The organism is Pseudomonas moorei, assembly GCF_008801475.1.
GTDB classification, from domain to species: Bacteria; Pseudomonadota; Gammaproteobacteria; order Pseudomonadales; family Pseudomonadaceae; genus Aquipseudomonas; species Aquipseudomonas moorei.
Genome location: NZ_VZPP01000003.1, coordinates 103125 through 124813, shown reverse-complemented (window position 1 = coordinate 124813; position 21689 = coordinate 103125). Strand labels below are relative to the sequence as shown.

At 62.3% G+C, this 21689-nt stretch carries 14 protein-coding genes and 1 tRNA gene; 10 read left to right on the top strand and 5 right to left on the bottom strand.

All coding sequences use genetic code 11. The annotated features are described in order from the left end of the window. The first annotated feature begins 35 nt into the window (after positions 1-35). The gene (locus tag F7R06_RS05940) at positions 36-1958 is read left to right on the top strand and encodes a hybrid sensor histidine kinase/response regulator (protein ID WP_090321529.1); all 1923 of its coding nucleotides are present in this window, start codon (positions 36-38) and stop codon (positions 1956-1958) included. Between the two features lie 225 nt (positions 1959-2183). Here the strand turns inward: F7R06_RS05940 and F7R06_RS05935 are convergent, their stop codons facing one another. Next, positions 2184-3338 (bottom strand): MalY/PatB family protein, encoded by a 1155-nt coding sequence (locus F7R06_RS05935; protein ID WP_090321532.1) that lies wholly within the window; start codon positions 3336-3338, stop codon positions 2184-2186. A gap of 298 nt (positions 3339-3636) precedes the next feature. Between F7R06_RS05935 and fdnG the strand changes: the two genes are divergently transcribed. From fdnG to F7R06_RS05900, 7 genes are all read left to right on the top strand, one after another. Then, a complete protein-coding gene (gene fdnG / locus F7R06_RS05930) occupies positions 3637-6702 on the top strand; it encodes a formate dehydrogenase-N subunit alpha (RefSeq protein ID WP_139204781.1) in 3066 nt (1021 codons plus the stop codon). Further along, positions 6703-7638, top strand: a complete 936-nt coding sequence (gene fdxH / locus F7R06_RS05925) for a formate dehydrogenase subunit beta (protein ID WP_090321541.1) — start codon at positions 6703-6705, stop codon at positions 7636-7638. Next, a complete protein-coding gene (locus F7R06_RS05920; RefSeq protein WP_090321544.1) occupies positions 7635-8288 on the top strand; it encodes a formate dehydrogenase subunit gamma in 654 nt (217 codons plus the stop codon). Before fdxH ends, F7R06_RS05920 begins: the two co-directional genes overlap by 4 nt. Before the next feature lie 4 nt (positions 8289-8292). Further along, positions 8293-9219, top strand: a complete 927-nt coding sequence (gene fdhE / locus F7R06_RS05915; RefSeq protein WP_090321547.1) for a formate dehydrogenase accessory protein FdhE — start codon at positions 8293-8295, stop codon at positions 9217-9219. Positions 9220-9264: 45 nt separating this feature from the next. Continuing rightward, on the top strand, positions 9265-10695 hold the full coding sequence (gene selA / locus F7R06_RS05910) for an L-seryl-tRNA(Sec) selenium transferase (RefSeq protein WP_090321550.1): 1431 nt from the start codon (positions 9265-9267) through the stop codon (positions 10693-10695). Then, entirely contained in the window at positions 10692-12593 is a 1902-nt protein-coding gene (selB, locus tag F7R06_RS05905; protein ID WP_090321552.1) for a selenocysteine-specific translation elongation factor, read from the top strand. The genes selA and selB overlap by 4 nt, the downstream gene beginning before the upstream one ends. Positions 12594-12604: 11 nt before the next feature. Beyond that, positions 12605-12700 (top strand) — tRNA-Sec (locus F7R06_RS05900). An 8-nt stretch (positions 12701-12708) separates the two neighbouring features. Here the strand turns inward: F7R06_RS05900 and F7R06_RS05895 are convergent. From F7R06_RS05895 to F7R06_RS05880, 4 genes are all read right to left on the bottom strand, one after another. Further along, positions 12709-14031: an OprD family porin gene (locus F7R06_RS05895; RefSeq protein ID WP_090321554.1), complete on the bottom strand. Its 1323-nt coding sequence runs from the start codon at positions 14029-14031 to the stop codon at positions 12709-12711. A gap of 62 nt (positions 14032-14093) precedes the next feature. After that, positions 14094-14747, bottom strand: a complete 654-nt coding sequence (locus tag F7R06_RS05890; protein ID WP_090321558.1) for a hydrolase — start codon at positions 14745-14747, stop codon at positions 14094-14096. A 209-nt stretch (positions 14748-14956) separates the two neighbouring features. Then, positions 14957-16729, bottom strand: coding sequence for an acyl-CoA dehydrogenase C-terminal domain-containing protein (locus F7R06_RS05885; RefSeq protein WP_090321561.1), 1773 nt, complete (start codon positions 16727-16729; stop codon positions 14957-14959). 165 nt (positions 16730-16894) lie between these two features. Further along, entirely contained in the window at positions 16895-18517 is a 1623-nt protein-coding gene (locus F7R06_RS05880; protein ID WP_090321565.1) for an acyl-CoA synthetase, read from the bottom strand. 230 nt (positions 18518-18747) lie between these two features. Between F7R06_RS05880 and F7R06_RS05875 the strand changes: the two genes are divergently transcribed. Together F7R06_RS05875 and F7R06_RS05870 are read left to right on the top strand one after the other, a co-directional pair. Continuing rightward, a complete protein-coding gene (locus F7R06_RS05875; RefSeq protein ID WP_090321568.1) occupies positions 18748-21024 on the top strand; it encodes a PAS domain-containing sensor histidine kinase in 2277 nt (758 codons plus the stop codon). A 4-nt stretch (positions 21025-21028) separates the two neighbouring features. Beyond that, a complete protein-coding gene (locus tag F7R06_RS05870; RefSeq protein WP_090321571.1) occupies positions 21029-21655 on the top strand; it encodes a response regulator transcription factor in 627 nt (208 codons plus the stop codon). Positions 21656-21689 lie beyond the last annotated feature (34 nt).

Below are 21689 nucleotides of genomic sequence, written 5' to 3'. Positions count from 1 at the left end.
GCATACTCCCGTTAAACACCAGTGCCGAGGGCCCAATGAGCAAGGATCAAAGCAAAGCCGACGCCTTCGAGGACAAGCGTTTCCGCCTGTTGATCGATGCGGTGATTGACTACGCGATCTACATGATTGACCCCGACGGCATCATCACCAGCTGGAACGCCGGCGCCAAGCGTTTCAAAGGGTACGAGGAGGCGGAAATCCTCGGCCAGCATTTTTCGCGCTTCTATACCGAAGAGGACCGCCGTGCCGGTTTGCCCCAACGGGCGCTGGACACGGCGATTCACGAAGGGCGATTCGAAGGCGAAGGCTGGCGCGTACGCAAGGACGGCACGCACTTCTGGTCCCACGTGGTGATCGATCCGATTGTCGATCCTTCGGGAAAATTGCTGGGATTTGCCAAGATCACCCGTGATTTGACCGACCGCAAAATGGCTGAAGAAGTCCTCAAGCAGAGCGAGCAGCAGTTCCGCTTGCTGGTGCAAAGCGTCACGGACTATGCCATTTACATGCTCGCCCCGGATGGACGCGTGACCAACTGGAATCTCGGTGCGCAGCGCATCAAGGGCTATTTGCCCCGCGAAGTGATCGGCGAGCATTTCTCGATGTTCTATACCCCGCAAGACCGCGAGGCGGGTGAGCCGCAGCGAACCCTGGACACCGCGACCCGTGAAGGGCGATTCGAAAGCAAGGGCTGGCGTGTACGCAAGGACGGCACACGGTTTCTGGCGCATGTCGTGGTCGATCCGATCCGGGGCGAGACCGGTACCTTGCTCGGTTTCGCCAAGATCACCCGTGACATCACCGAATCGACACTCGCCCAGCAGACGCTGGAGCAAACCCGCGAAGCGCTGTTCCAGGCGCAGAAAATGCAGGCCATCGGCCAACTCAGCGGCGGCATCGCCCACGACTTCAACAATTTGTTGACCGTCATCCTTGGCAATCTGGAAATCGTGCGCAAGCGTCTGGCGGATGACCCGAAAGTCGTGCGATTGCTGGACAACGCGACCCAGGGTGCCTTGCGCGGTGTTTCCCTGACCCAGCGCATGCTGGCTTTTGCACGGCGTCAGGAACTGAAGTCGGAACCTGTCGAGATACCGGCCCTGGTGCAGGGAATCTCCGGTCTGCTGCGCAGTTCGTTGGGGCCGTCAGTGGAATTGGAAACGCGTTTCCTTCCGGATGTCGAGCCAGTGATGGCCGACGTCAACCAACTTGAACTGGCCGTGTTGAATCTGGCCACCAACGCCCGTGATGCCATGCCCCATGGTGGCAAGATCGTCATCAGCACGCGAACCGAAGAGATCCACAAGGGCAGCCGCCCGGCACTGGCTGCCGGCCGTTATGTGTGCCTGAGTGTCACCGATACCGGGGAAGGCATGGATGAGGCGACGCTGGCGTCAGCGATGGACCCGTTCTTCACCACCAAAGGACTGGGCAAGGGCACCGGGCTGGGGTTGTCGATGGTCCACGGCTGTATCGCGCAATTGGGCGGACGGTTGGTGCTCAAGAGCCAGAAAGATCAGGGCACCACGGCGGAACTGTGGTTGCCCGTCGCTACCGAGAGCGTGGCGGCCAACCTGGTTGCCGATAAACCCGTGGCGCCGGATGTGCCACGCCTGTGCGTCCTGGTGGTGGATGACGACAGCCTGGTGCTGACCAGCACCTGCCTGTTGCTCGAAGACCTCGGGCATCGGGTCATCAGCGCCACCTCCGGTGTCCAGGCACTCGAATTGTTTACGGGGCAACAGAGCATTGACCTGGTGATCACCGACATGGCCATGCCGCAGATGAGTGGTGCGCAACTGGCGGATGCGATCCGCACACTGGACCCCAACGTACCGATTATCCTGGCCACCGGTTATGCCGAGCGACTGGAAGGATTCGCCACCAAACTGCCCAGGCTGTCGAAACCCTTTACTCAACTCAGCCTGGTGGAAGTGATTGCTTCGGCGATGAAGTAAGCAAACGGGTGACAGGGTCAGCCACCCGATGCCACCGGCATCCCGCGCAGGTAGCACGAGGCGAGTGCCAATGCCCGCAGCACGGCACCCCGGTGCGGCGATCCAGGCAATAAAGCTCACGCGCGCCGCGTTCAGTCTGGTTACACGCGTTATCGTTGACGTCCATCGCGAGCAAGCTAGCTCCTGCAATGGGCCGTGCACGGGTACGCAATTCCTGGGCCGGTGTCAGGCGCGGAGGTTGCGCAAGCTGCGCTCCATCCGCGCGATGCCTTCTTCCAGCAATGAGCGCGGGCAGCCGAAGTTCAGGCGCACGAACTGTTGGCAGTCATCGCCGAAGTCCAGGCCGGCGCTCAAACCGACTTTGGCCTGTTCGAGAAAAAACTGCTGCGGGTTGTCCAGCCCCAGCGCCGAGCAATCGAGCCAGGCCAGGTAGGTGCTTTGCGGCACGTTCATGCTGATACCCGGCAGGCGGCTGCGCACGGCTTCGACCAGGTAATCGCGGTTGCCTTGCAGGTAGGCCTTGAGTTCGTTCAGCCAGGGCGCGGCTTCGCTGTAGGCGACGCGGGTGGCTTCCAGGCCCAGGGGGTTGACGCTGTCGACCATGCCGCAACGGGCCTGGTTGACGCGCTCACGCAGGTGGCGGTCCTGAATGATCATGAACGAGGTTTTCAGCCCGGCGATGTTGTAGGCCTTGCTGGCCGACATCAGGGTGATGGTGCGCTGGGCGATTTGCGGGCTCAGCGTCGCCATCGGAATGTGCTGGCGACCGTCGTAACACAGCTCGGCGTGAATTTCGTCGGAGATGATCCAGGCGTCGTGCTCCAGGCAGATATCGGCAATGGCCTGCAACTCGGCGCGCGGGAATGCTTTGCCCAGCGGGTTGTGCGGGTTGCTCAACAGCAGCGCGCCGCCACCTTGCAGCGACTGGCTCAAGGTCGTCAGCGGCGTTGCGTAGGTACCATCAGGCTGCGCCTCGAAGCCCAGCTCGACCTTGTTCAATCCCCAATGGCCCGGGGCATGACGCAGCGGCGGGTAATTCGGCACCTGCACCACGACATTCTGTTGCGGTTGCACCAGGGCCTTGAGCGCCATGTTGAAGCCCGACTCGACGCCCGGCAGGAAGATCAGTTCCTGGGGCTCCACGCGCCAGGCGTATTTGTTCCACAGGTCGGCCACGATGGCCTCGCGCAAGTCGTCCGGGGCCACGCTATAGCCGACCATCGGGTGTTCCAGGCGTTTTTGCAGGGCCTGGATGATCACCGGCGGTGCGGCGAAATCCATGTCGGCGACCCACATTGGCAGCACGTCGGCCGGGTAGCGGCTCCATTTGGTGCTGCCGGTGTTGTGGCGGTCGAAGACCTGATCAAAATCGAAAGTCATGCGCAGTCTCGTCAAGGCTGGGTTGGATATGGCGCCATGATAAGCGCCAAGCCCCTGTAGGAGCGAGCCTGCTCGCGATGGAGTGTCAGTCGACACTCGCTTGACTGACTCACCATCGCGAGCAGGCTCGCTCATACAGGTGACCGCGTCGCCCCCGAGAATGCCCGACGGTCGGGTTTCATCGCGATTTCGACAGCCTTGACTAGAGTTTCAGTGTCGGCAGCCCGTCTGCCGCAACCATGTTTGTTGTGAAAAATCCGGGAAAAGTACCGGATTTCCAACTGATCAGGAGTGCACGATGGACCTCAGCCGTCGTCAGTTCTTCAAGGTCGCCGGTATCGGCCTTGCAGGCTCTAGCCTGGGTGCGTTGGGCATGGCCCCGACGCCAGCCTTTGCCGAACAGGTGCGCCACTTCAAGCTCGCCCACACCCATGAAACCCGCAACACCTGCCCGTATTGCTCGGTCGGCTGTGGGGTGATCATGTACAGCCAGGGCGATGCGGCGAAGAATGTCGCGCAAAGCATCATCCACATCGAAGGTGACGCCGACCACCCGGTCAACCGCGGCACCCTGTGCCCCAAAGGCGCAGGCCTGCTGGACTTCATTCACAGCCCCGGTCGCCTGCAATACCCGCAGGTACGCAAGCCCGGCAGCAGCGAATGGACGCGGGTGTCCTGGGATGACGCGCTCAATCGCATTGCCGACCTGATGAAGGCCGACCGCGACGCCAACTTCATCGAGAAAAACGCCCAGGGGCAAACGGTGAACCGCTGGCTGACCACCGGCTTCCTCGCGGCCTCGGCAGCGTCCAATGAAGCGGGCTACATCACCCACAAGGTCATTCGCAGTCTCGGCATGCTGGGGTTTGATAACCAGGCGCGTGTCTGACACGGCCCGACGGTGGCAAGTCTTGCCCCGACGTATGGCCGTGGCGCCATGACCAATACCTGGACCGATATCGCCAACGCGAACCTGGTTCTGGTGATGGGCGGCAACTCAGCAGAAGCGCACCCTTGCGGTTTCAAATGGGTGACCGAAGCCAAGGCGCACAACAAGGCGCGGCTGATCGTGGTCGACCCGCGATTCACCCGCACGGCCTCGGTGGCCGACTATTACGCGCCGATCCGCACCGGCACCGACATCGCCTTCATGGGCGGGTTGATCAACTACCTGCTGACCGAGAACAAGATCCAGCACGAATACGTGCGCAATTACACCGACGTGTCGTTCATCGTCAAAGCCGGCTATGGCTTCGAAGACGGGATTTTCAGCGGCTACGACGTCGCCAAACGCGCCTACACCGACAAGTCCGGCTGGGGTTACGAGCTCGGTGAGGACGGTTTTGCCAAGGTCGACCCGACGCTGCAAGACCCGCGTTGCGTCTATCAACTGATGAAGCAGCACTACAGCCGCTACAACATCGACCTGGCGAGTCAGATTTGCGGCATGCCGGTCGATGCCATGAAAAAGATCTGGGAAGAAATCGCCACCTGCTCGCAACCGGGCAAGACCATGACGATTCTCTACGCCCTGGGCTGGACCCAGCACTCCATCGGTTCGCAGATCATCCGCAGCGCCGCCATGGTGCAATTGCTGCTGGGCAACGTCGGCATGCCGGGCGGGGGCGTGAATGCCTTGCGCGGGCACTCCAACATCCAGGGGCTGACCGACCTCGGTCTTTTGTCCAACTCGTTGCCCGGTTACCTGACGCTGCCGGGTGACGCCGAGCAGGATTACAACGCCTACATCGTCAAACGCACGCAAAAACCGCTGCGGCCGGGGCAGTTGTCCTATTGGCAGAACTACGGCAAGTTCCACGTCAGCCTGATGAAAGCCTGGTACGGCGCCAACGCCACGGCTGAGAACAACTGGTGCTACGAGTACCTGCCGAAGCTGGACATTCCCAACTACGACATCCTCAAGGTGTTCGACCTGATGGGCCAGGGCAAGGTCAACGGCTACATGTGCCAGGGCTTCAATCCGATCGCCGCGTTGCCCGACAAGAACCGGGTGATGGCGGCGCTGGCCAGACTCAAATGGCTGGTGGTGATGGACCCGCTGGCCACCGAGACCTCGGAGTTCTGGCGCAACGTCGGGCCGTTCAACGATGTGAAGAGCGCCGACATCCAGACCGAAGTGATTCGCCTGCCCACCACCTGCTTCGCCGAAGAAGACGGTTCGCTGGTCAACAGCAGCCGCTGGTTGCAATGGCACTGGAAAGGCGCCGATGGCCCTGGTGAAGCGCAAACCGACATTCGCATCATGAGCGAGCTGTTCCTGCGCTTGCGCCAACGCTATCAGAGCGAAGGCGGGAAATACCCCGACCCGATCCTCAAACTGTCCTGGCCCTACAAGATCGCCGACGAACCTTCGCCGGAGGAACTGGCGAAGGAAATCAACGGTTCCGCCACCGCCGACTTCACCGACGCCACTGGCGCGGCTATCAAGGCCAATACCCAACTCGCCGGCTTCGCTCAGCTCAAGGACGATGGCAGCACGGCGTCCGGCTGCTGGATTTTCTGCGGCAGCTGGACCGAGGCGGGCAACCAGATGGCCCGGCGCGATAACAGCGACCCATACGGCATGCATCAACATCAGGGCTGGGCCTGGGCCTGGCCGGCCAACCGGCGGATTCTCTACAACCGTGCCTCCGCTGACGTGCAAGGCAAACCCTGGGATCCGAAAAAACGCCTGGTGTGGTGGAACGGCAAAGCCTGGGGCGGCACCGACGTGCCTGACTACAAGGCCGATGTGCCGCCGGAAGCCGGGATGAACCCGTTCATCATGAACCCCGAAGGCGTGGCGCGGTTCTTTGCCGTCGACAAGATGAACGAAGGGCCGTTCCCCGAGCACTATGAGCCGTTCGAAACGCCCATCGGCATCAACCCGATGCACCCGGACAACAAGAAAGCCACCAGCAACCCGGCGGCGCGGATCTTCGACTCGGTGTGGGACTCCCTCGGCGTGGCCAAGGATTACCCGTACGCCGCCACCAGTTACCGCCTGACCGAGCATTTCCACTTCTGGAGCAAGCACTGCAAGCTCAACGCGATTGCCCAGCCCGAGCAGTTCGTCGAGATCGGCGAAGTGCTGGCCAAGGAGAAAGGCATCGTCGCCGGCGACCGTGTGCGCGTCAGCTGCAAGCGCGGGCATATTGAAGCAGTGGCGGTGGTGACCAAGCGGATTCGGCCGTTGCAGGTCAACAATCAAGTGGTGCACCAGATCGGTATCCCGCTGCACTGGGGTTTCACCGGCCTGACGCGCCACGGTTACCTGACCAACACCCTGGTGCCGTTCCTCGGCGATGGCAACACCCAGACCCCGGAATCCAAGTCATTCCTGGTCAACGTGGAGAAAATCTAAATGGCCAGCCAAGACATCATTGCCCGCTCGGCCACCACCACCGTACCGTCCTCGGTGCGCAATCAGGAGGAAGTCGCCAAGCTCATCGACACCACCAAGTGCATTGGCTGCAAGGCCTGCCAGGTCGCCTGCTCGGAATGGAACGAACTGCGCGACGAGGTCGGCCACAACCACGGCACCTATGACAACCCGCAGGACCTCAGCGCCGAAACCTGGACCCTGATGCGCTTCACCGAGCACGAAAACGATGCCGGCAACCTGGAATGGTTGATTCGCAAGGACGGCTGCATGCACTGCGCCGAGCCCGGTTGCCTGGCGGCATGCCCCAGCCCCGGTGCGATCATCAAGCACGCCAACGGCATCGTCGATTTCAACCAGGACCACTGCATCGGTTGCGGCTACTGCATCACGGGTTGCCCGTTCAACATTCCGCGCATCTCGCAAAAGGATCACAAGGCCTACAAATGCACCCTGTGTTCGGACCGGGTGGCCGTAGGGCTGGAGCCGGCCTGCGTGAAAACCTGTCCGACCGGGGCCATCGTCTTCGGCTCCAAGGAAGACATGAAGGAGCACGCTGCCGAGCGCATCGTCGACCTCAAGAGTCGCGGTTTTGACCAGGCCGGTCTGTACGACCCCGCCGGCGTCGGCGGCACCCATGTGATGTACGTGCTGCACCATGCCGACACGCCCAAGCTCTACGCTGGCTTGCCCGCCGACCCGGCGATCAGTCCGTTGGTGGGCCTGTGGAAAGGCGTGAGCAAACCCCTGGCGCTGCTGGCGATGGGCGCGGCGGTGCTGGCCGGGTTCTTCCATTACGTGCGCGTTGGCCCGCAGATCGTCGAAGAGGACGAACTGCCGCCAGGCAATGACCCGGCGGTGCACGAGGTCGATCCGTCGGTGCACACCTATGATCCGAAGCGGGAGAACAGGTCATGATCCGCAAAGAGATCCTTCGCTATACCGCCAACCAGCGCACCAACCACTGGCTGGTGGCGATCCTGTTTTTCATGGCCGGGCTGTCCGGGCTGGCGTTGTTCCACCCGGCGCTGTTCTGGCTGAGCAACCTGTTTGGCGGCGGTCCCTGGACACGCATCCTGCACCCGTTCATGGGCGTGTTGATGTTTCTGTTGTTCCTCGGGCTGGTGGTGCGCTTCTGGCGCGCCAATTACTTCATTGCCAATGACCGCTTGTGGCTCAAGCGTATTGACCGGGTGATGAAAAACGAAGAGGAGGGCGTGCCCCCCATCGGCAAGTACAACCCCGGGCAGAAGCTGCTGTTCTGGACTTTACTGCTGTGCATGTTCGGGCTGCTGTTCACCGGTCTGGTGATCTGGCGCGCGTATTTCAGCGACTACTTCGGCATCACCATGATCCGTTGGGCGATGTTGCTGCATGCCTTGGCCGGTTTCGTGCTGATCCTGAGCATCATCGTGCACATCTACGCCGGGATCTGGATCAAGGGCTCGGTCAGCGCCATGCTGCATGGCTGGGTCAGCCGCGCCTGGGCGAAGAAACACCACGAACTGTGGTATCGCGAGGTGACGCGTGACGAGCGTCCCGACCCGCCCTTGAGCAAAAAAGGATAACGATTTGGCCACCATTCTGGAGCCTGGAGAGATCGAAGCGGCGGCCACGGCACCGCCGTTTCTGCACCTGCCACCACCCAACCTGTTCACCTTGCGCGCGCTGCGCCTGGAGCGTCTGGCCGAAGGGCATCCCTTGGCCGAGTACCTGCGCCTGATTGCCGGGTTATGTCACGAGCAGCAGCGTCTGATGGATGATCCGCCCGACGCGGCCGTGCCGGATCCGCAACGTATCCGGCGCTGCCTGGAGCACGGTCTACCGCCGTTCGCCGCCGACGGCCTGGTGCGCGAAGACGCCTGGTTGCCGTTCCTGCACGGTTTGTTGAAGCGCTATCAACCCGCCGCGCAACCGGCGGTGGAACAGGCTGTGGCGACGTTGCGCAACGCCAGCGCCGGGCAGCTCAAGACCTGGGCGCTGGCCTTGGTCAGCGGCCAGTTCAGCTTGTTGCCGGCGGCCCTGGTGCCGTTTCTCGGCGCGGCATTGCAGGTCGCGTGGAGTCATTGGTTGCTGACGACGCCAGACCTCGCCTTGAAACCCGGCTCCAGCCTCAACCAATGCCCGGCCTGTGGTTCACCGGCCATGGCCGGGGTGATTCGCCATCGCGGCAAATACAACGGTCTGCGCTATCTGGTGTGCTCGCTGTGCGCCTGCGAATGGCATGTGGTGCGGGTCAAGTGCGTGTATTGCGAGCAAAGCAAGGGCCTGCAATACGTCAGCTTCGACAGCGACCGCCACGCTGCCGACAAAGCCCCGTTGCGCGCCGAAACCTGTCCCGGCTGCCAGAGCTACCTCAAGCAGATCTACCTGGAGTGCGACGCCGAAGGCGAAGCGCTGTCCGCCGACCTGAGCAGCCTGATGCTCGACATGCGCCTGGAGCAGGAAGGCTTTCAGCGTCCGGCGCCCAATCTGCTGCTGGCCCCCGGAGGCGACTGACGCGAACGTCTACACTCAGGCGGTCCATCTTTGCCGGAGCGCCTGATGTCTGCCCGATCCGCCAGCCCAGCCTTGCGCCTGCCCTCCATCGACAGCTTGCTGCGCGACCCGGCGTGTCAGCCTTTGGCCGAACGTTATGGGCGCGATGCCTTGCTCGCCAGCCTGCGACAGTTGCTCGACGACTTGCGCGAACCGGTACTGGTCGGACAACTCGACGCCGTTGAACTCGCCCCACAAGTGCTGGCGGGCAGGGCGGGTGAGCGGCTGGCCAATCAGCATCGCAGCCATGTGCGCCGGGTGTTCAACCTCACCGGCACGGTGCTGCACACCAACCTGGGGCGTGCCTTGCTGCCGGAAGAAGCCATAGACGCAGTGCAAATGGCCGCGCGTTATCCGCTGAATCTGGAGTTCGACCTGCACAGCGGCAAGCGTGGCGACCGCGACGATCTGATCGAAGGCCTGATTCGCGAGCTGACTGGCGCGGAGGCGGTGACCGTGGTCAACAACAACGCCGCCGCCGTGCTGCTTACCCTCAACAGCCTGGGCGCGCGCAAGGAAGGCATCATTTCCCGGGGCGAGCTGATCGAAATCGGCGGCGCCTTTCGCATCCCGGACATCATGGCCCGCGCCGGGGTGAAGTTGCATGAAGTCGGCACCACCAACCGCACCCACGCCCGTGACTACGAAGCCGCTATCGGCCCGCGCAGTGGTCTGGTGATGCGCGTGCATGCAAGCAACTACAACATTCAGGGCTTCACTACCCATGTGCCCACCGCGGAGCTGGCGCAACTGGCGCATCAGCATGGCTTGCCGCTGCTGGAGGACCTCGGCAGTGGCAGTTTGCTGGACCTCACGCGCTGGGGCCTGCCGGCCGAGCCGACGGTGCGACAGGCGCTGCTCGATGGCGCAGACATCGTCACCTTCAGCGGCGACAAACTGCTCGGCGGTCCCCAGGCCGGTTTGATCGTAGGGCGCAAGGAACTGATCGCACGGATCAAGAAAAACCCGCTGAAACGTGCACTTCGCGTCGACAAACTGACCCTCGCCGCCCTCGAAGCGGTGCTCGGCCTGTACCGCAACCCGGACCGGCTGGCCGAGCGGCTGCCAAGCCTGCGGCTGCTGACCCGGCCCCAGGCGGATATCTTCGCCCAGGCTCAACGGCTGTTGCCGTCCCTGGCGCACGTGTTAGGCGCTGCCTGGAGCGTCAGTGCAGAGCCGGCGCTGGGCATGATCGGCAGTGGCAGCCAGCCGGTGGCGCGCTTGCCGGGTGCGGCGCTATGCCTGCGGCCGAACTGCTCCAAGCGTCTGCGCGGTCGTTGGCTGCACGGTCTGGAAGAGAACCTGCGCAGCCTGCCGATTCCGGTGCTCGGGCGCATCGACGACGACGCCTTGTGGCTGGACTTGCGCCAACTGGACGACGAGCCGGCGTGGCTGGCGCAACTCGGTCAGTTGCAAGCAGGGGATCCGGCAAAGTGATCGTCGGCACCGCAGGGCACATCGACCACGGCAAGACCGCATTGCTCCAGGCACTGACCGGACAATCTGGTGACCGACGCCGGGAAGAGCGTGAGCGAGGCATGACCATCGACCTTGGTTACCTCTACGCCGCCCTGGAACCGGGCGCCGGCCTCAGCGGTTTTATCGACGTACCCGGTCATGAGCGCTTCACCCACAACATGCTGGCCGGGGCGCAGGGCATCGATCTGGTGCTGCTGGTGGTGGCTGCCGACGACGGGGTGATGCCGCAAACCCGCGAGCACCTGGCCATCGTCGAACTGCTGGGCATCCCCCGGGCACTGGTGGCGATCAGCAAATGCGACCGGGTCGATGAGGCTCGTGTGCAGATCGTCTGTGAGCAGGTCAAAGCCTTGCTGGCGCCGGGCCCTTATGCCGATGCGCCGCAGATCGTGCTGTCGAGCGTGACCGGGCAGGGCATCTACACCCTGCGTCAGGCCTTGATCGAAGCGCAACACAGCGTGCGGCAACGCCGTCTGGAAGGCGGCTTTCGCCTGTGGATCGATCGGGCATTCAGCGTGGCGGGCGCGGGTATCGTGGTCACCGGCACGTCGCTGTCCGGGCAGGTTACGGTCGGCGATACATTGATGCTCGGCCCGCTTGGCAAATCGGTGCGGGTGCGTGGCTTGCATGCACAGAATCGAGTGGCCGAGGTCGCCCTGGCCGGTCAGCGTGTGGCCTTGAACATCAGTGCCGAACGCCTGGCGCTGGAGCAGATACACCGAGGTCAGTGGCTGTGCGCTGAATGGCTGCATGCACCGACCCAGCGAATCGATATCGACCTGCGTTTGTTACCCGGCGAACCGCGCGCTTTCGAACACTTTCAACCGGTGCACGTTCATCTCGGCACGCAGGAGGTGACCGGACACGTGGCGTTGCTGGAGGGCACCAGCCTGGCGCCGGGCGCACGGATGTTCGCGCAACTGCTGCTGAATGCGCCGGTGCAGGCGGTCAAGGGCGATCCACTGATTCTGCGTGACCAGAGCGCACAACGTACCCTCGGCGGTGGTCGGGTGCTCGACCCGTTCGCGCCCGACCGACAACGACGCAGCCCCGAGCGTCTGGCGCAGTTACACACGCTGGCCGCGCACAACGAGTTGGAACACTGCCTGCCTGAATTACTGGCCCACGGCGAAACCGGGCTCGACTCCGTGCGTCTGGAGCGTCAATTCAATCGCCCCCGCGACACCTGGGTTTTGCCCGCGGACGTACGCCTGATCGACACCCGCCAAGGATCGTTGCTGTTCAGCGCGGCGCGTTGGGAAGGGCTGAAAACACGCTTGCTGGAACAACTGGCGCGCTTTCACGAACTGGAACCGGACCAAATGGGCCCGGACCGCGATCGCCTGCGTCGATTCAGTGCCACGGTCCTCGATCGTCCGACCTTCATCTGCCTGCTCGACGAATTGCTGGTCAGTGGCGACATCGCCAGCAGCGGGCCGTGGCTGCATCTGCCTGGCCATCAAGTGCGCTTGAGCGACGCGGACGAAGCCCTTTGGCATCAATTACAGCCATCGTTCGAAAAGGCCGGATTCGATCCACCCTGGGTGCGCGACTTGCCGCATGACGAAGCCACGGTGCGTTTGCTGCTGCGCAAAATGGCTCGATTGGGGTTGCTGCACCAGGTGGTCCGCGACCTCTTTTACACCGATGCGATGATCCGCCGATTGGCGGCTATGCTGTTGCAATTGGCCGACGTCGACCCGGTGATCCAGGTGTCGGCGTTTCGCGATGCGGTGGGCCTGGGGCGCAAGCGCAGTATCCAGATTCTCGAATACTTCGACCGCCTGGGCCTGACCCGACGGGTGGGCGATCGCCGCCAGATTCGTCCCGACAACGTATTGGCCCGGCGCCCATAGCCAGGTTTCAAGGAAGGTAATCGCGCCCGGTGGCGCGGCCGGGCTTCAAACCCGGTTGGGGACGGCATCCGTTCCCGGGCAGGTTCGACTCCGGCTACCTTCCGCCATTTTCCGCTCAGAAGGGCCCGAAATTCAGCGGGTACTGGATGACCACGTAAAGCCTGTCGATGTCATCGCCGCCCTGGGCAGCGTTGGCGCGGTGCGACACATGGGACACCTGCAGGCTCAACCCCTTGGCGGCACCTGACTGCACGATATAGCGCAGGTCGATGTCGCGCTCCCAATGGCGTCCGCCATCCCCTTGTTGCGGTACGTACTCACCCAGCGACGGGTCGAACGGGTTATACGCTCCGCCCTGGGGCGCGTGGGTGCCGTCGATGCCGGTGCCTTTGACGTAGCGGGTCATGAAGTTCAGGCCGGGCACGCCAAAGGTGCTCAAGTCGAGGTCGTAACGTGCCTGCCACGAGCGTTCGCCCGCGCCGTTGAAATCGGCGTACTTGATCGAGTTGGCGAGGTAGATCGAATCGCCACCGACGAAATCGAACGGTGTATTGCCCTCGACTTTTTGATACGCCAGGGTGAAACCATGGGCACCGACCGTGTATTTGCCCGACAGGCTATAGGCCGTGTTGTCGATGGCGCCGGCCAGCGCCTGACCGGTTTGCCGGGTGTGGTAGATGTTCCCGTCGAGGAATATGCCCGGCTGTTTCAGGTGCAGGTTGCCGTAGTACTGATGCCAGGTGTCCGTCAGCTCTGAGGCGTACAGTGCGCCGCCGACAGGGCTTTGCGTGAACAGGTCGGCGCCGGCGAACGAAATTCCGCCCGCTTCGGTATTGGCCCCGTAACCGTAAAAATTGCCCTTGCTTGAGGAACTGTCCTGGTTCTTAAAGGCCGTGAAGTGGCCGGCAGCTAGCTTCATGCCGTCGATTTCGCGGCTGTTGAGCAGAAAGCCGGTGGCGTATTCCGGTTGCAGACGCTTGTCCGAGGTGTCGAACACCGGGGTTTCCACCGTCATTTCACCGAAGGACAAGGTGGTTTTCGAGCTATTGAGTTTGATTGCACCGCCACCGCTGGAATAGTCACTGGCGCTGCGCCCATCGCTGTCGACCGGCAACAGACCGGTCCCGGAACGGCCCTTGCCGCTGTCCAGCTTCAAACCCAGGAAAGCATGGGCGTCGAGGCCAAAACCCACGGTCCCCGGTGTGAATCCGGATTCAAAGGAGCTGATAAAGCCCTGAGCCCATTCGGCTTTATAGCTTTTGCCCGTCGGCGAGGGGGAACGGTAGTCGCTGTTGAGGTAGAAGTTGCGACTGAGCACCTCAAGCGACGCACCACTGAGAAACCCTGATGCCGATTCGTCTGCCAGGGCGGTCCCGGTGGTCAGTAGCGATAAGCATAAGGACAGGCTGATCCGCAGGTCGGGGGAGGCACACTTCATCGATCTGTCACCACAGGCCCGCGACTGCGAAAGGTCCGCAGCCGCAGGCAGTTGAAAAGCGATTAATGGCCTTCCGAAGCGCCAAACATGGTTTTGGCGTAGATCAGTCCCAGACCATAGGCGCCACCGTTGGCAATCGAGGTTTTCACGGTTTCGTCGTAGGTCTCGGTGCGCGCCCAGTCACGCTGCAGCTCCAGCAGGTATTGCAGCGATGTCATCGGCCGGGCACCGAGCTGGATCATGCGCTGCATGGCCATTTCGTGGGCTTCGGTGCTGACGTCGCCGCAGGCGTCGGCGATCACATAGACCTCGAAGCCCTGGTCGATTGCCGACAGTGCCGGGCCGACGATGCACACTGACGTCCACAAGCCGGCCAGGACGATTTTCTGTTTGCCGAAGGCATTGACCTCGACAGCGATCCGCTCATCTTCCCAGGTGTTCATGCTGGTGCGGTCGATCACCTTGTGTTCCGGGAACACCGCCTTGATTTCGTCGAAGATCGGACCGGAAAAGCTCTTTTCGGCGACCGTGGTCAGAATCGTCGAGACCTTGAATCCACGCGCGGCCTTGGCGACCAGGGAAGCGTTATTGCGCAGCGTGACGGCGTCGATGGATTTGGTCGCAAAGGACATCTGCGACTGGTGATCGATCATGATCAGGGTGTGGTCGGTCGGGTTCAGCAGGGTTTTACCGGGAACAGCTTTCGCAATGGCCATGACAACGATCCTTACGGGGGAGTGAGGCGTTCATGGTGGCGCAGACTCAGGCGCAAAGATTGAATCGGTGTGCTGTGTTGGAGGCGTTTTTCCCCAAGCGTGCCAATGGAATCGCGCCCACGCACAGGAGGCAGGCGTGCCTGCCAGAGCTTATGGATAAAAAACGCGACGCCCAATTGAGAGGAGCTGACGCCGCGTGGGTTCAAGCGTCAGAACTGTTCGGCGCTCAGGCCATACAAGGGGGTGCTGCCGGCGCGAATGGATTGCTCCAGGCTCAAGATGCGCGGCAGCAGGCGATGGATGTAGAAGTCGGCGGTGGCGATTTTCGCGCCGTAGAACGTGTCGTCCTCGCCCCGTTTGTGCAGGGCCACTTGCGCCATCCGCGCCCAAAGCCAGGCGTAGGCGACGTAACCGAACAGGTGCAGATATTCCACTGAAGCGGCGCCGACTTCGTTACGGTGGGTCGCCGCTCGATCCTGCAGCCAGTCGCTCAGGTCCTCCAGGCGCTGCACCGCGTCCAGCAACTGAGAGGCATAGGGCGCATCGGGTTGGGCGGCAAAGCGGCGAATCTCCCCGGTGAATTGGCGCAGCGCCAGCCCCTTGTCGGCCAGCACCTTGCGCCCGAGCAGGTCCAGCGCCTGGATGCCGTTGGTGCCTTCATAAATCTGCGCAATGCGCACGTCGCGCACCAGTTGCTCCTGGCCCCATTCGCGGATGTAGCCATGGCCACCAAACACTTGCTGGCCGTTGATGCAGCTTTCCAGGCCGGTGTCGGTAAAAAATGCCTTGGCCACCGGCGTCAGCAGCGCGACCAGGTCCTGGGCGCTCTCACGCTCCCGGGCATCGTCGGAAAATTTCGCCAGGTCCAGTTGCTGCCCGACATAACTGGCGAACGCGCGACCGCCTTCTGTCAGGGCTTTCATGCTCAGCAGCATGCGTCGCACGTCGGGGTGCACGATGATCGGGTCGGCCGCTTTGTCCGGGGCCATGGCGCCAGTCGGCGAGCGGCTCTGGATGCGTTCGCGGGCGTAGGCCACGGCGCTCTGATAGGACGCCTCGGCACAGCCGATGCCCTGGATGCCGATGGACAGGCGTTCGTAATTCATCATGGTGAACATCGCCGCCAGGCCCTTGTTCGCTTCACCGATCAACCAACCGCTGGCGCCGTCGAAGTTCATCACGCAGGTGGCCGACGCCTTGATCCCCATCTTGTGTTCGATCGAACCGCAACTCACGGCGTTGCCGGCGCCGAGGGAGCCGTCGGCGTTGACCAGCATTTTCGGCACCAGAAACAGCGAAATTCCTTTAGGGCCAGCCGGCGCATCGGGCAGCTTGGCGAGGACCAGGTGGACGATGTTTTCAGTCAGGTCCTGATCGCCGCCGGTGATGAAAATCTTGCTGCCGGTGATGGCGTAGCTGCCGTCGGCCTGAGGTTCGGCGCGGGTGCGGATGAGCCCCAGGTCGGTGCCGGCGTGGGCTTCGGTCAGGCACATGGAACCGGCCCAGCGGCCTTCGTACATTGGTGGCAGATAGAGGTTTTTCAGGGCTTCGCTGGCATGGGCATCCAGCGCCAGGCAGGCACCGGAGCTCAGGGCCGAATACAACGCAAAGCTTGAATTGGCGCCGTAGAGCATCTCTTCGAACTGCACCGCGAGCATCTTCGGCATGCCCATGCCGCCAAACTCGACATTCCCGGACAAACCCACCCAGCCGCCTTCGATGTAGGTGGTGTAAGCCTGCTTGAAGCCGACAGGCGTGGTGACTTGCCCCGCCTGCCACTGCGCGCCTTCTTCATCGCCGCTGCGATTGAGCGGCGCGATCAGGTGCGAGGTGACTTTCGCCGCTTCCTCGAGAATGGCGTCGGCCGTGTCGGCATCGACGCTATCGGCCAGCGCCGGCAGGCGTGCCCACAGGGCCGGGGCGTCGAATACTTCATGCAGCACAAAGCGCATGTCGCGCAGCGGGGCTTTGAATTCGGGCATAACGTGAACCTCGTTGTGACGGTTGTGCGAGGGGCAGGGCGCCGCATCGGCGGGCCGTACCTTTTTGGTCTATGACTGGAAACGCTGGCGCTAAAGTCGGCGTGCACGAGCCCTTGGGCGCCAGGTCAATCACCTGCCGCTCAAGGGGTACGGCGTTGTGTCAGGCTAGAGCGCCGCAGCCCGGTCGCGCAGCACGTATTTCTGGATCTTGCCGGTGGATGTCTTGGGCAACAGGGTGAAGATCACGGTGCGCGGCACTTTGAAGCCGGCCAGGTGTTCGCGGCAGAAACTGATGATGTCCGCCTCGCGAACGTCCTGGTGATCGGCCTTGAGCGTAATGAAGGCGCAGGGCGTTTCGCCCCACTTTTCATCGGGACGGGCAACCACGGCCGCCTCCATCACACCCGGATGACGGTAGAGCACGCCTTCGAGTTCGATGGTGGAAATGTTCTCGCCACCGGAAATGATGATGTCCTTGAGACGATCCTTGATTTCCACGTAACCGTCGGGATGACACACCGCCAGGTCGCCAGTGTGGAACCAGCCGCCCTCAAACGCTTCGGCCGTGGCGGACGGGTTCTTCAGGTAGCCCTTCATCACGGTATTGCCGCGCATGAAAATCTCACCGATGGTCTGGCCATCGCGCGGGGTCGGCTCCAGGGTCTTCGAGTCACCGACCATCACGCCTTCCAGGGTTGGGTAACGTACGCCTTGCCGGGACTTGATTTGCGCCCGTTCTTCCAGAGGCAACTCATCCCATTCGGCATGCCAGGCACAAATCGTCACCGGGCCGTAGGTTTCCGTCAGGCCATAGACGTGCGTGACCTTGATGCCCATGGCTTCCACGGCACCGATCACTTTGGCCGGCGGAGCGGCACCGGCCACCATGGCGCTGACCGGATGATCGATGGCTGCTTTCGCCGATTCCGGCATGTTCACCAGGGCATTGAGCACGATCGGCGCACCGCACAGGTGAGTGATCTGATGCTCGCGAATCAGCGTGAGGATTTTCTGCGGATCGACCCGGCGTAAAAACACATGCACACCGGCCATGGCGGTGATGGTCCAGGGGTAGCACCAGCCGTTGCAATGGAACATCGGCAGCGTCCAGAGGTACACAGGATGGTTGCCCATGGCCCAGGTCATCTGGTTGCCCAAGGCGTTCAGGTACGCGCCGCGATGGTGGTAGACCACGCCTTTGGGATTGCCGGTGGTGCCGGAGGTGTAGTTCAGGGAGATGGCTTGCCATTCGTCCACTGGCCATTTCCAGTCGAACGCCGGATCGCCTTCGGCCAACAACGCTTCGTAGTCCAGATCGCTGACGGCCTGGCCTTCGCCATACTCCGGGTCGTTGACGTCAATCACCAGCGGCGGGTGATCGAGCATGCCGATCGCCGCGTGGATCACCCCATGGAATTCACGGTCGGTAATCAGCACCTTGGCTTCACCATGCTGCAGCATGAAGGCGATGGCTTCGGCATCCAGGCGCACGTTGAGCGGGTTGAGCACCGCACCGATCATCGGCACGCCGAAATGCACTTCAAGCATCTCGGGAATGTTGGGCAGCATCACCGCCACCGTGTCGTCCTTGCCGATACCGCGGCCGGCCAGTGCCGAGGCCAGGCGCCGGCAGCGGATGTAAGTCTGGGCCCAGGTGCGGCGGATCGAACCGTGGATGACGGCGGGATAGTCCGGATAAACGTTGGCAGTGCGTTCGATGAAGCTCAGAGGCGACAAGGCAATGTGATTGACAGCCGAAGGGTCTAGCCCTTGCTCATAGATCGACATGTTCGGGTACTCGGTGGCTGATTGTTAGCTCTATGGGTGACCTGGCGAGGCAGTCGCTGAGGGCACCTTTTATGTCCGGAGTACGTTATATAACAATCAGTCATTTGTATGGAAGTACAACCTATGGCGTATGGTATATATACTATATGTGCTTCTTTCAATTCTAAACGAATGCCGCCAGACGTCTAAACCCGGTATATCCTTGGTTTTCCTCACAAAGTGGACCCGCGATGAGCCTGACTCCCGTTCGATTGCACAGCTGGATGCGCCTGCAACGCGAAGGCGTGGCATTGGCTGCCCGCGCCGATGCGTTGTGCCGCGCCCTCCAGGATTGCCCGCAAGTGCAGCGCGCGGTTTATCTCAGTTGGCAGCCCGATGTGCGGATCTACAGCCACGAAGGCTCGGCCCAGCACTTTCCGCCGGGCCTGGGCGACCCGGCGCTGGCCAGCGATCAGTTGCTGTTCGAACGCCTGGTCGAAGCAGGGCACCTGGATCTGGCTCAAGTCCGTCAACTCGACTGCTGGTTGTCGGGCCGATTGCGTCGCGCCGCCATCAGCCATGGCCAGGTGTTCGATCTGGCCTTGCAACCGGGGCAGGCGGGGTTGTTGCTGGTGGAAGTGTGCGAGGGGGTCAGTCTCGACTGGCTCGGCTGGGTGCAGGATGTGTTGACGACCCTGCTCAGCAGCGTCAACGGGATGCTGCGCGGCTCACCTTTGCTGGGTCACGATCCGCAACCGAGCCTGTTGCTCGATGCCCAGGGTCGACCATTGGAATTCAACGCAGCGCTATTGGCCTTGCTCGGCGAAAAGCCGTTGACTGATGTGCTGGGCTTTTTACCGGTCAATCATCGGGTGTTGGTGCGCGCGTGCCTGGATCAGCAACGCGCCATCGAAGGTGTCGAGGCCCGGTTCGAAGCGCAAATACTGATCTGGACGTTCATCCCCGATCCGCAGGACAACCGGGTGCTCGCCCGTTGCCGCGATGCCACGACTCAAGTGCTGGCAGAACGGGAAGCGACCACCGCACGCCGGCTGTACAGGCTGATCATCGAAAACACCACCGACCTGATTTCCCGGCACACGCCGGACGGGTGTTTTCTCGATGCCTCGCCCGCGTCCTGGACGTTGCTCGGCTACTGGCCCGAGCAATTGCGCGGGCAAATGGCCCAGGGGCTGTTCCATAGCCAGGACCTGGCCACTCTGGTTCAGCGGGCGCGGGATGCGCTGGAACAGGACGGATATCACACGATGACCTATCGCATTCGCCATCGCGACGGGCATTACCTGTGGTTCGAAACCGCCAGCCGGGCCATCCGCGAGACTTACACCGGTACAGTGGTCGAAGTGGTCAGCGTCTCCAGGGACGTCACGGCGCGCGTGCAGGCCGAGGAAAACAAGCGCCGCCTGGCCGAAGTGGTCGAGGCCAACATCGACCCGGTGCTGTTCATCGATTCCGAGGGACAGGTCACTTACCTCAACCCGGCGGCGCGGCGCATTCTCGGCATCGATGAGCAACAAGCGATGCCGGCCCTCGCAGGATTGTTCGCCAGTGCCGACCTGGCGCGCCTGCAACATGACGGCTGGAGCAGCGCTGAACGCGATGGCGTCTGGAGCACCGATTCGCGCTTGCAGCCACCCGGCGGCGGCACCTCGGTGCCGGTTTCGCTGGTGTTGCTGGCGCACCGTAGCGCCGGCGGCGAGCGCTATTACTCGCTGGTGGCACGGGACATGACCGAACGTGAATTGCGCGAAGCGCAGCAACGTCGTCATCAGGATGAACTGGCACACACCGCGCGGTTGGTGACGCTGGGTGAACTGGCCTCGGGGATCGCCCACGAAATCAACCAGCCACTGGCTGCCGTGGTGAATTACGCCAATGCGAGTCAACGCTATTTGCAGACACTGGGCAGCAATCCCCAGGCAACTACCAGAGTGGCGCAAGGGCTGGAACGCATTACCCACCATGCCACTCATGCGTCTGAAGTTATCCGGCGTCTGCGTGGGTTTCTGCGCAAGGGGCAGCGTCGCATGCAGGCGCTGAACCTCACCGACGTCGCCCGCGAATCGGTGCGTTTGTGTGCCTGGGAGGCGAGCAATTGCCAAGTGACAATCGAGGATCGACTGCCGGATAATCTGCCGCCCGTTTACGCCGACCGCGTGTTGCTTGAGCAGGTGTTGCTCAATCTGCTGCGCAACGCGATCGACGCCAACCGCGAGCAACATCCCGGTCAGCCTTCGTTGATCGTGATGGCGGTGGAGCAGGGCAGTGGCGCCAGCGTGGAAATCAGTGTGCAAGACCAGGGGCCGGGTGTCAGCGAGCCCGAACTGGAGCAGATCTTTACCCCGTTCTACACCAGCAAGGCCGAGGGCCTGGGGCTCGGCTTGTCCATGAGCCGCAGCATCATCGAGGGGTTCGGTGGCGATCTGCAGGCCCGGCGCCAGCCTGTCGGGCTGCTGATGTGTTGCCGCCTGCCGCTTGCCGGTCCAACAAAACAACAACAGGAATAACGCAATGTCAGGTGTGACGGAGCACGTCGTGTATGTGGTCGACGATGACCAGGGCATGCTCGATTCAACGGTGTGGCTGCTGGAGTCGGTCGGCCTCAAGGCCTTGCCGTTTACCAGCGGTGTGGCGTTTCTCGATGCCTGCGATGCCAGTCTCGATGCCTGCGTGATTCTCGACGTGCGCATGCCCGGCATGGGTGGGTTGAACGTGCAGGAAGAAATGCGCGTGCGTGAACTGAACCTGCCAATCATTTTCGTCAGCGGCCACGCCGATGTGCCAATCGTGGTCCGGGCCTTCAAGGCGGGCGCCCATGATTTCATCGAGAAGCCCTACAACGAGCAGTTGCTGCTGGACAGCGTGCAGCAGGCACTGAGCAGTTGCGCCACGCGGCGGTCCGGCAATCAGGCCTTGCAGGCACGCTTGCTCACCCTGACGCCACGGGAGCTCGACGTCATGTTGCCTCTGGTGCAGGGTTACACCACCCGCGAAATCGCCGAGCAATTGGGCGTCAGTGCAAAGACCGTCGACCTGTATCGCTCGCGGGTGATGAAACGCATGCAGGCCAACACGTTGCCGGACCTGGTGGGCATGGCCATTGCGGCGAACATGGTCGATCCACTGAAGCTGCGTTGATCCTTCGCACCGTGCAATGTGCGTCTATGCTGGG

Excerpts from the sequence above, each read along its gene's own strand:
- F7R06_RS05875 (WP_090321568.1), top strand. The coding sequence starts at position 18,748 with ATGAGCCTGACTCCCGTTCGATTGCACAGCTGGATGCGCCTGCAACGC.
- F7R06_RS05870 (WP_090321571.1), top strand. The coding sequence starts at position 21,029 with ATGTCAGGTGTGACGGAGCACGTCGTGTATGTGGTCGACGATGACCAG.
- F7R06_RS05935 (WP_090321532.1), bottom strand. The coding sequence starts at position 3,338 with ATGACTTTCGATTTTGATCAGGTCTTCGACCGCCACAACACCGGCAGC.
- F7R06_RS05920 (WP_090321544.1), top strand. The coding sequence starts at position 7,635 with ATGATCCGCAAAGAGATCCTTCGCTATACCGCCAACCAGCGCACCAAC.
- F7R06_RS05885 (WP_090321561.1), bottom strand. The coding sequence starts at position 16,729 with ATGCCCGAATTCAAAGCCCCGCTGCGCGACATGCGCTTTGTGCTGCAT.
- F7R06_RS05940 (WP_090321529.1), top strand. The coding sequence starts at position 36 with ATGAGCAAGGATCAAAGCAAAGCCGACGCCTTCGAGGACAAGCGTTTC.
- selA (WP_090321550.1), top strand. The coding sequence starts at position 9,265 with ATGTCTGCCCGATCCGCCAGCCCAGCCTTGCGCCTGCCCTCCATCGAC.
- fdxH (WP_090321541.1), top strand. The coding sequence starts at position 6,703 with ATGGCCAGCCAAGACATCATTGCCCGCTCGGCCACCACCACCGTACCG.
- F7R06_RS05890 (WP_090321558.1), bottom strand. The coding sequence starts at position 14,747 with ATGGCCATTGCGAAAGCTGTTCCCGGTAAAACCCTGCTGAACCCGACC.
- F7R06_RS05895 (WP_090321554.1), bottom strand. The coding sequence starts at position 14,031 with ATGAAGTGTGCCTCCCCCGACCTGCGGATCAGCCTGTCCTTATGCTTA.
- F7R06_RS05880 (WP_090321565.1), bottom strand. The coding sequence starts at position 18,517 with ATGTCGATCTATGAGCAAGGGCTAGACCCTTCGGCTGTCAATCACATT.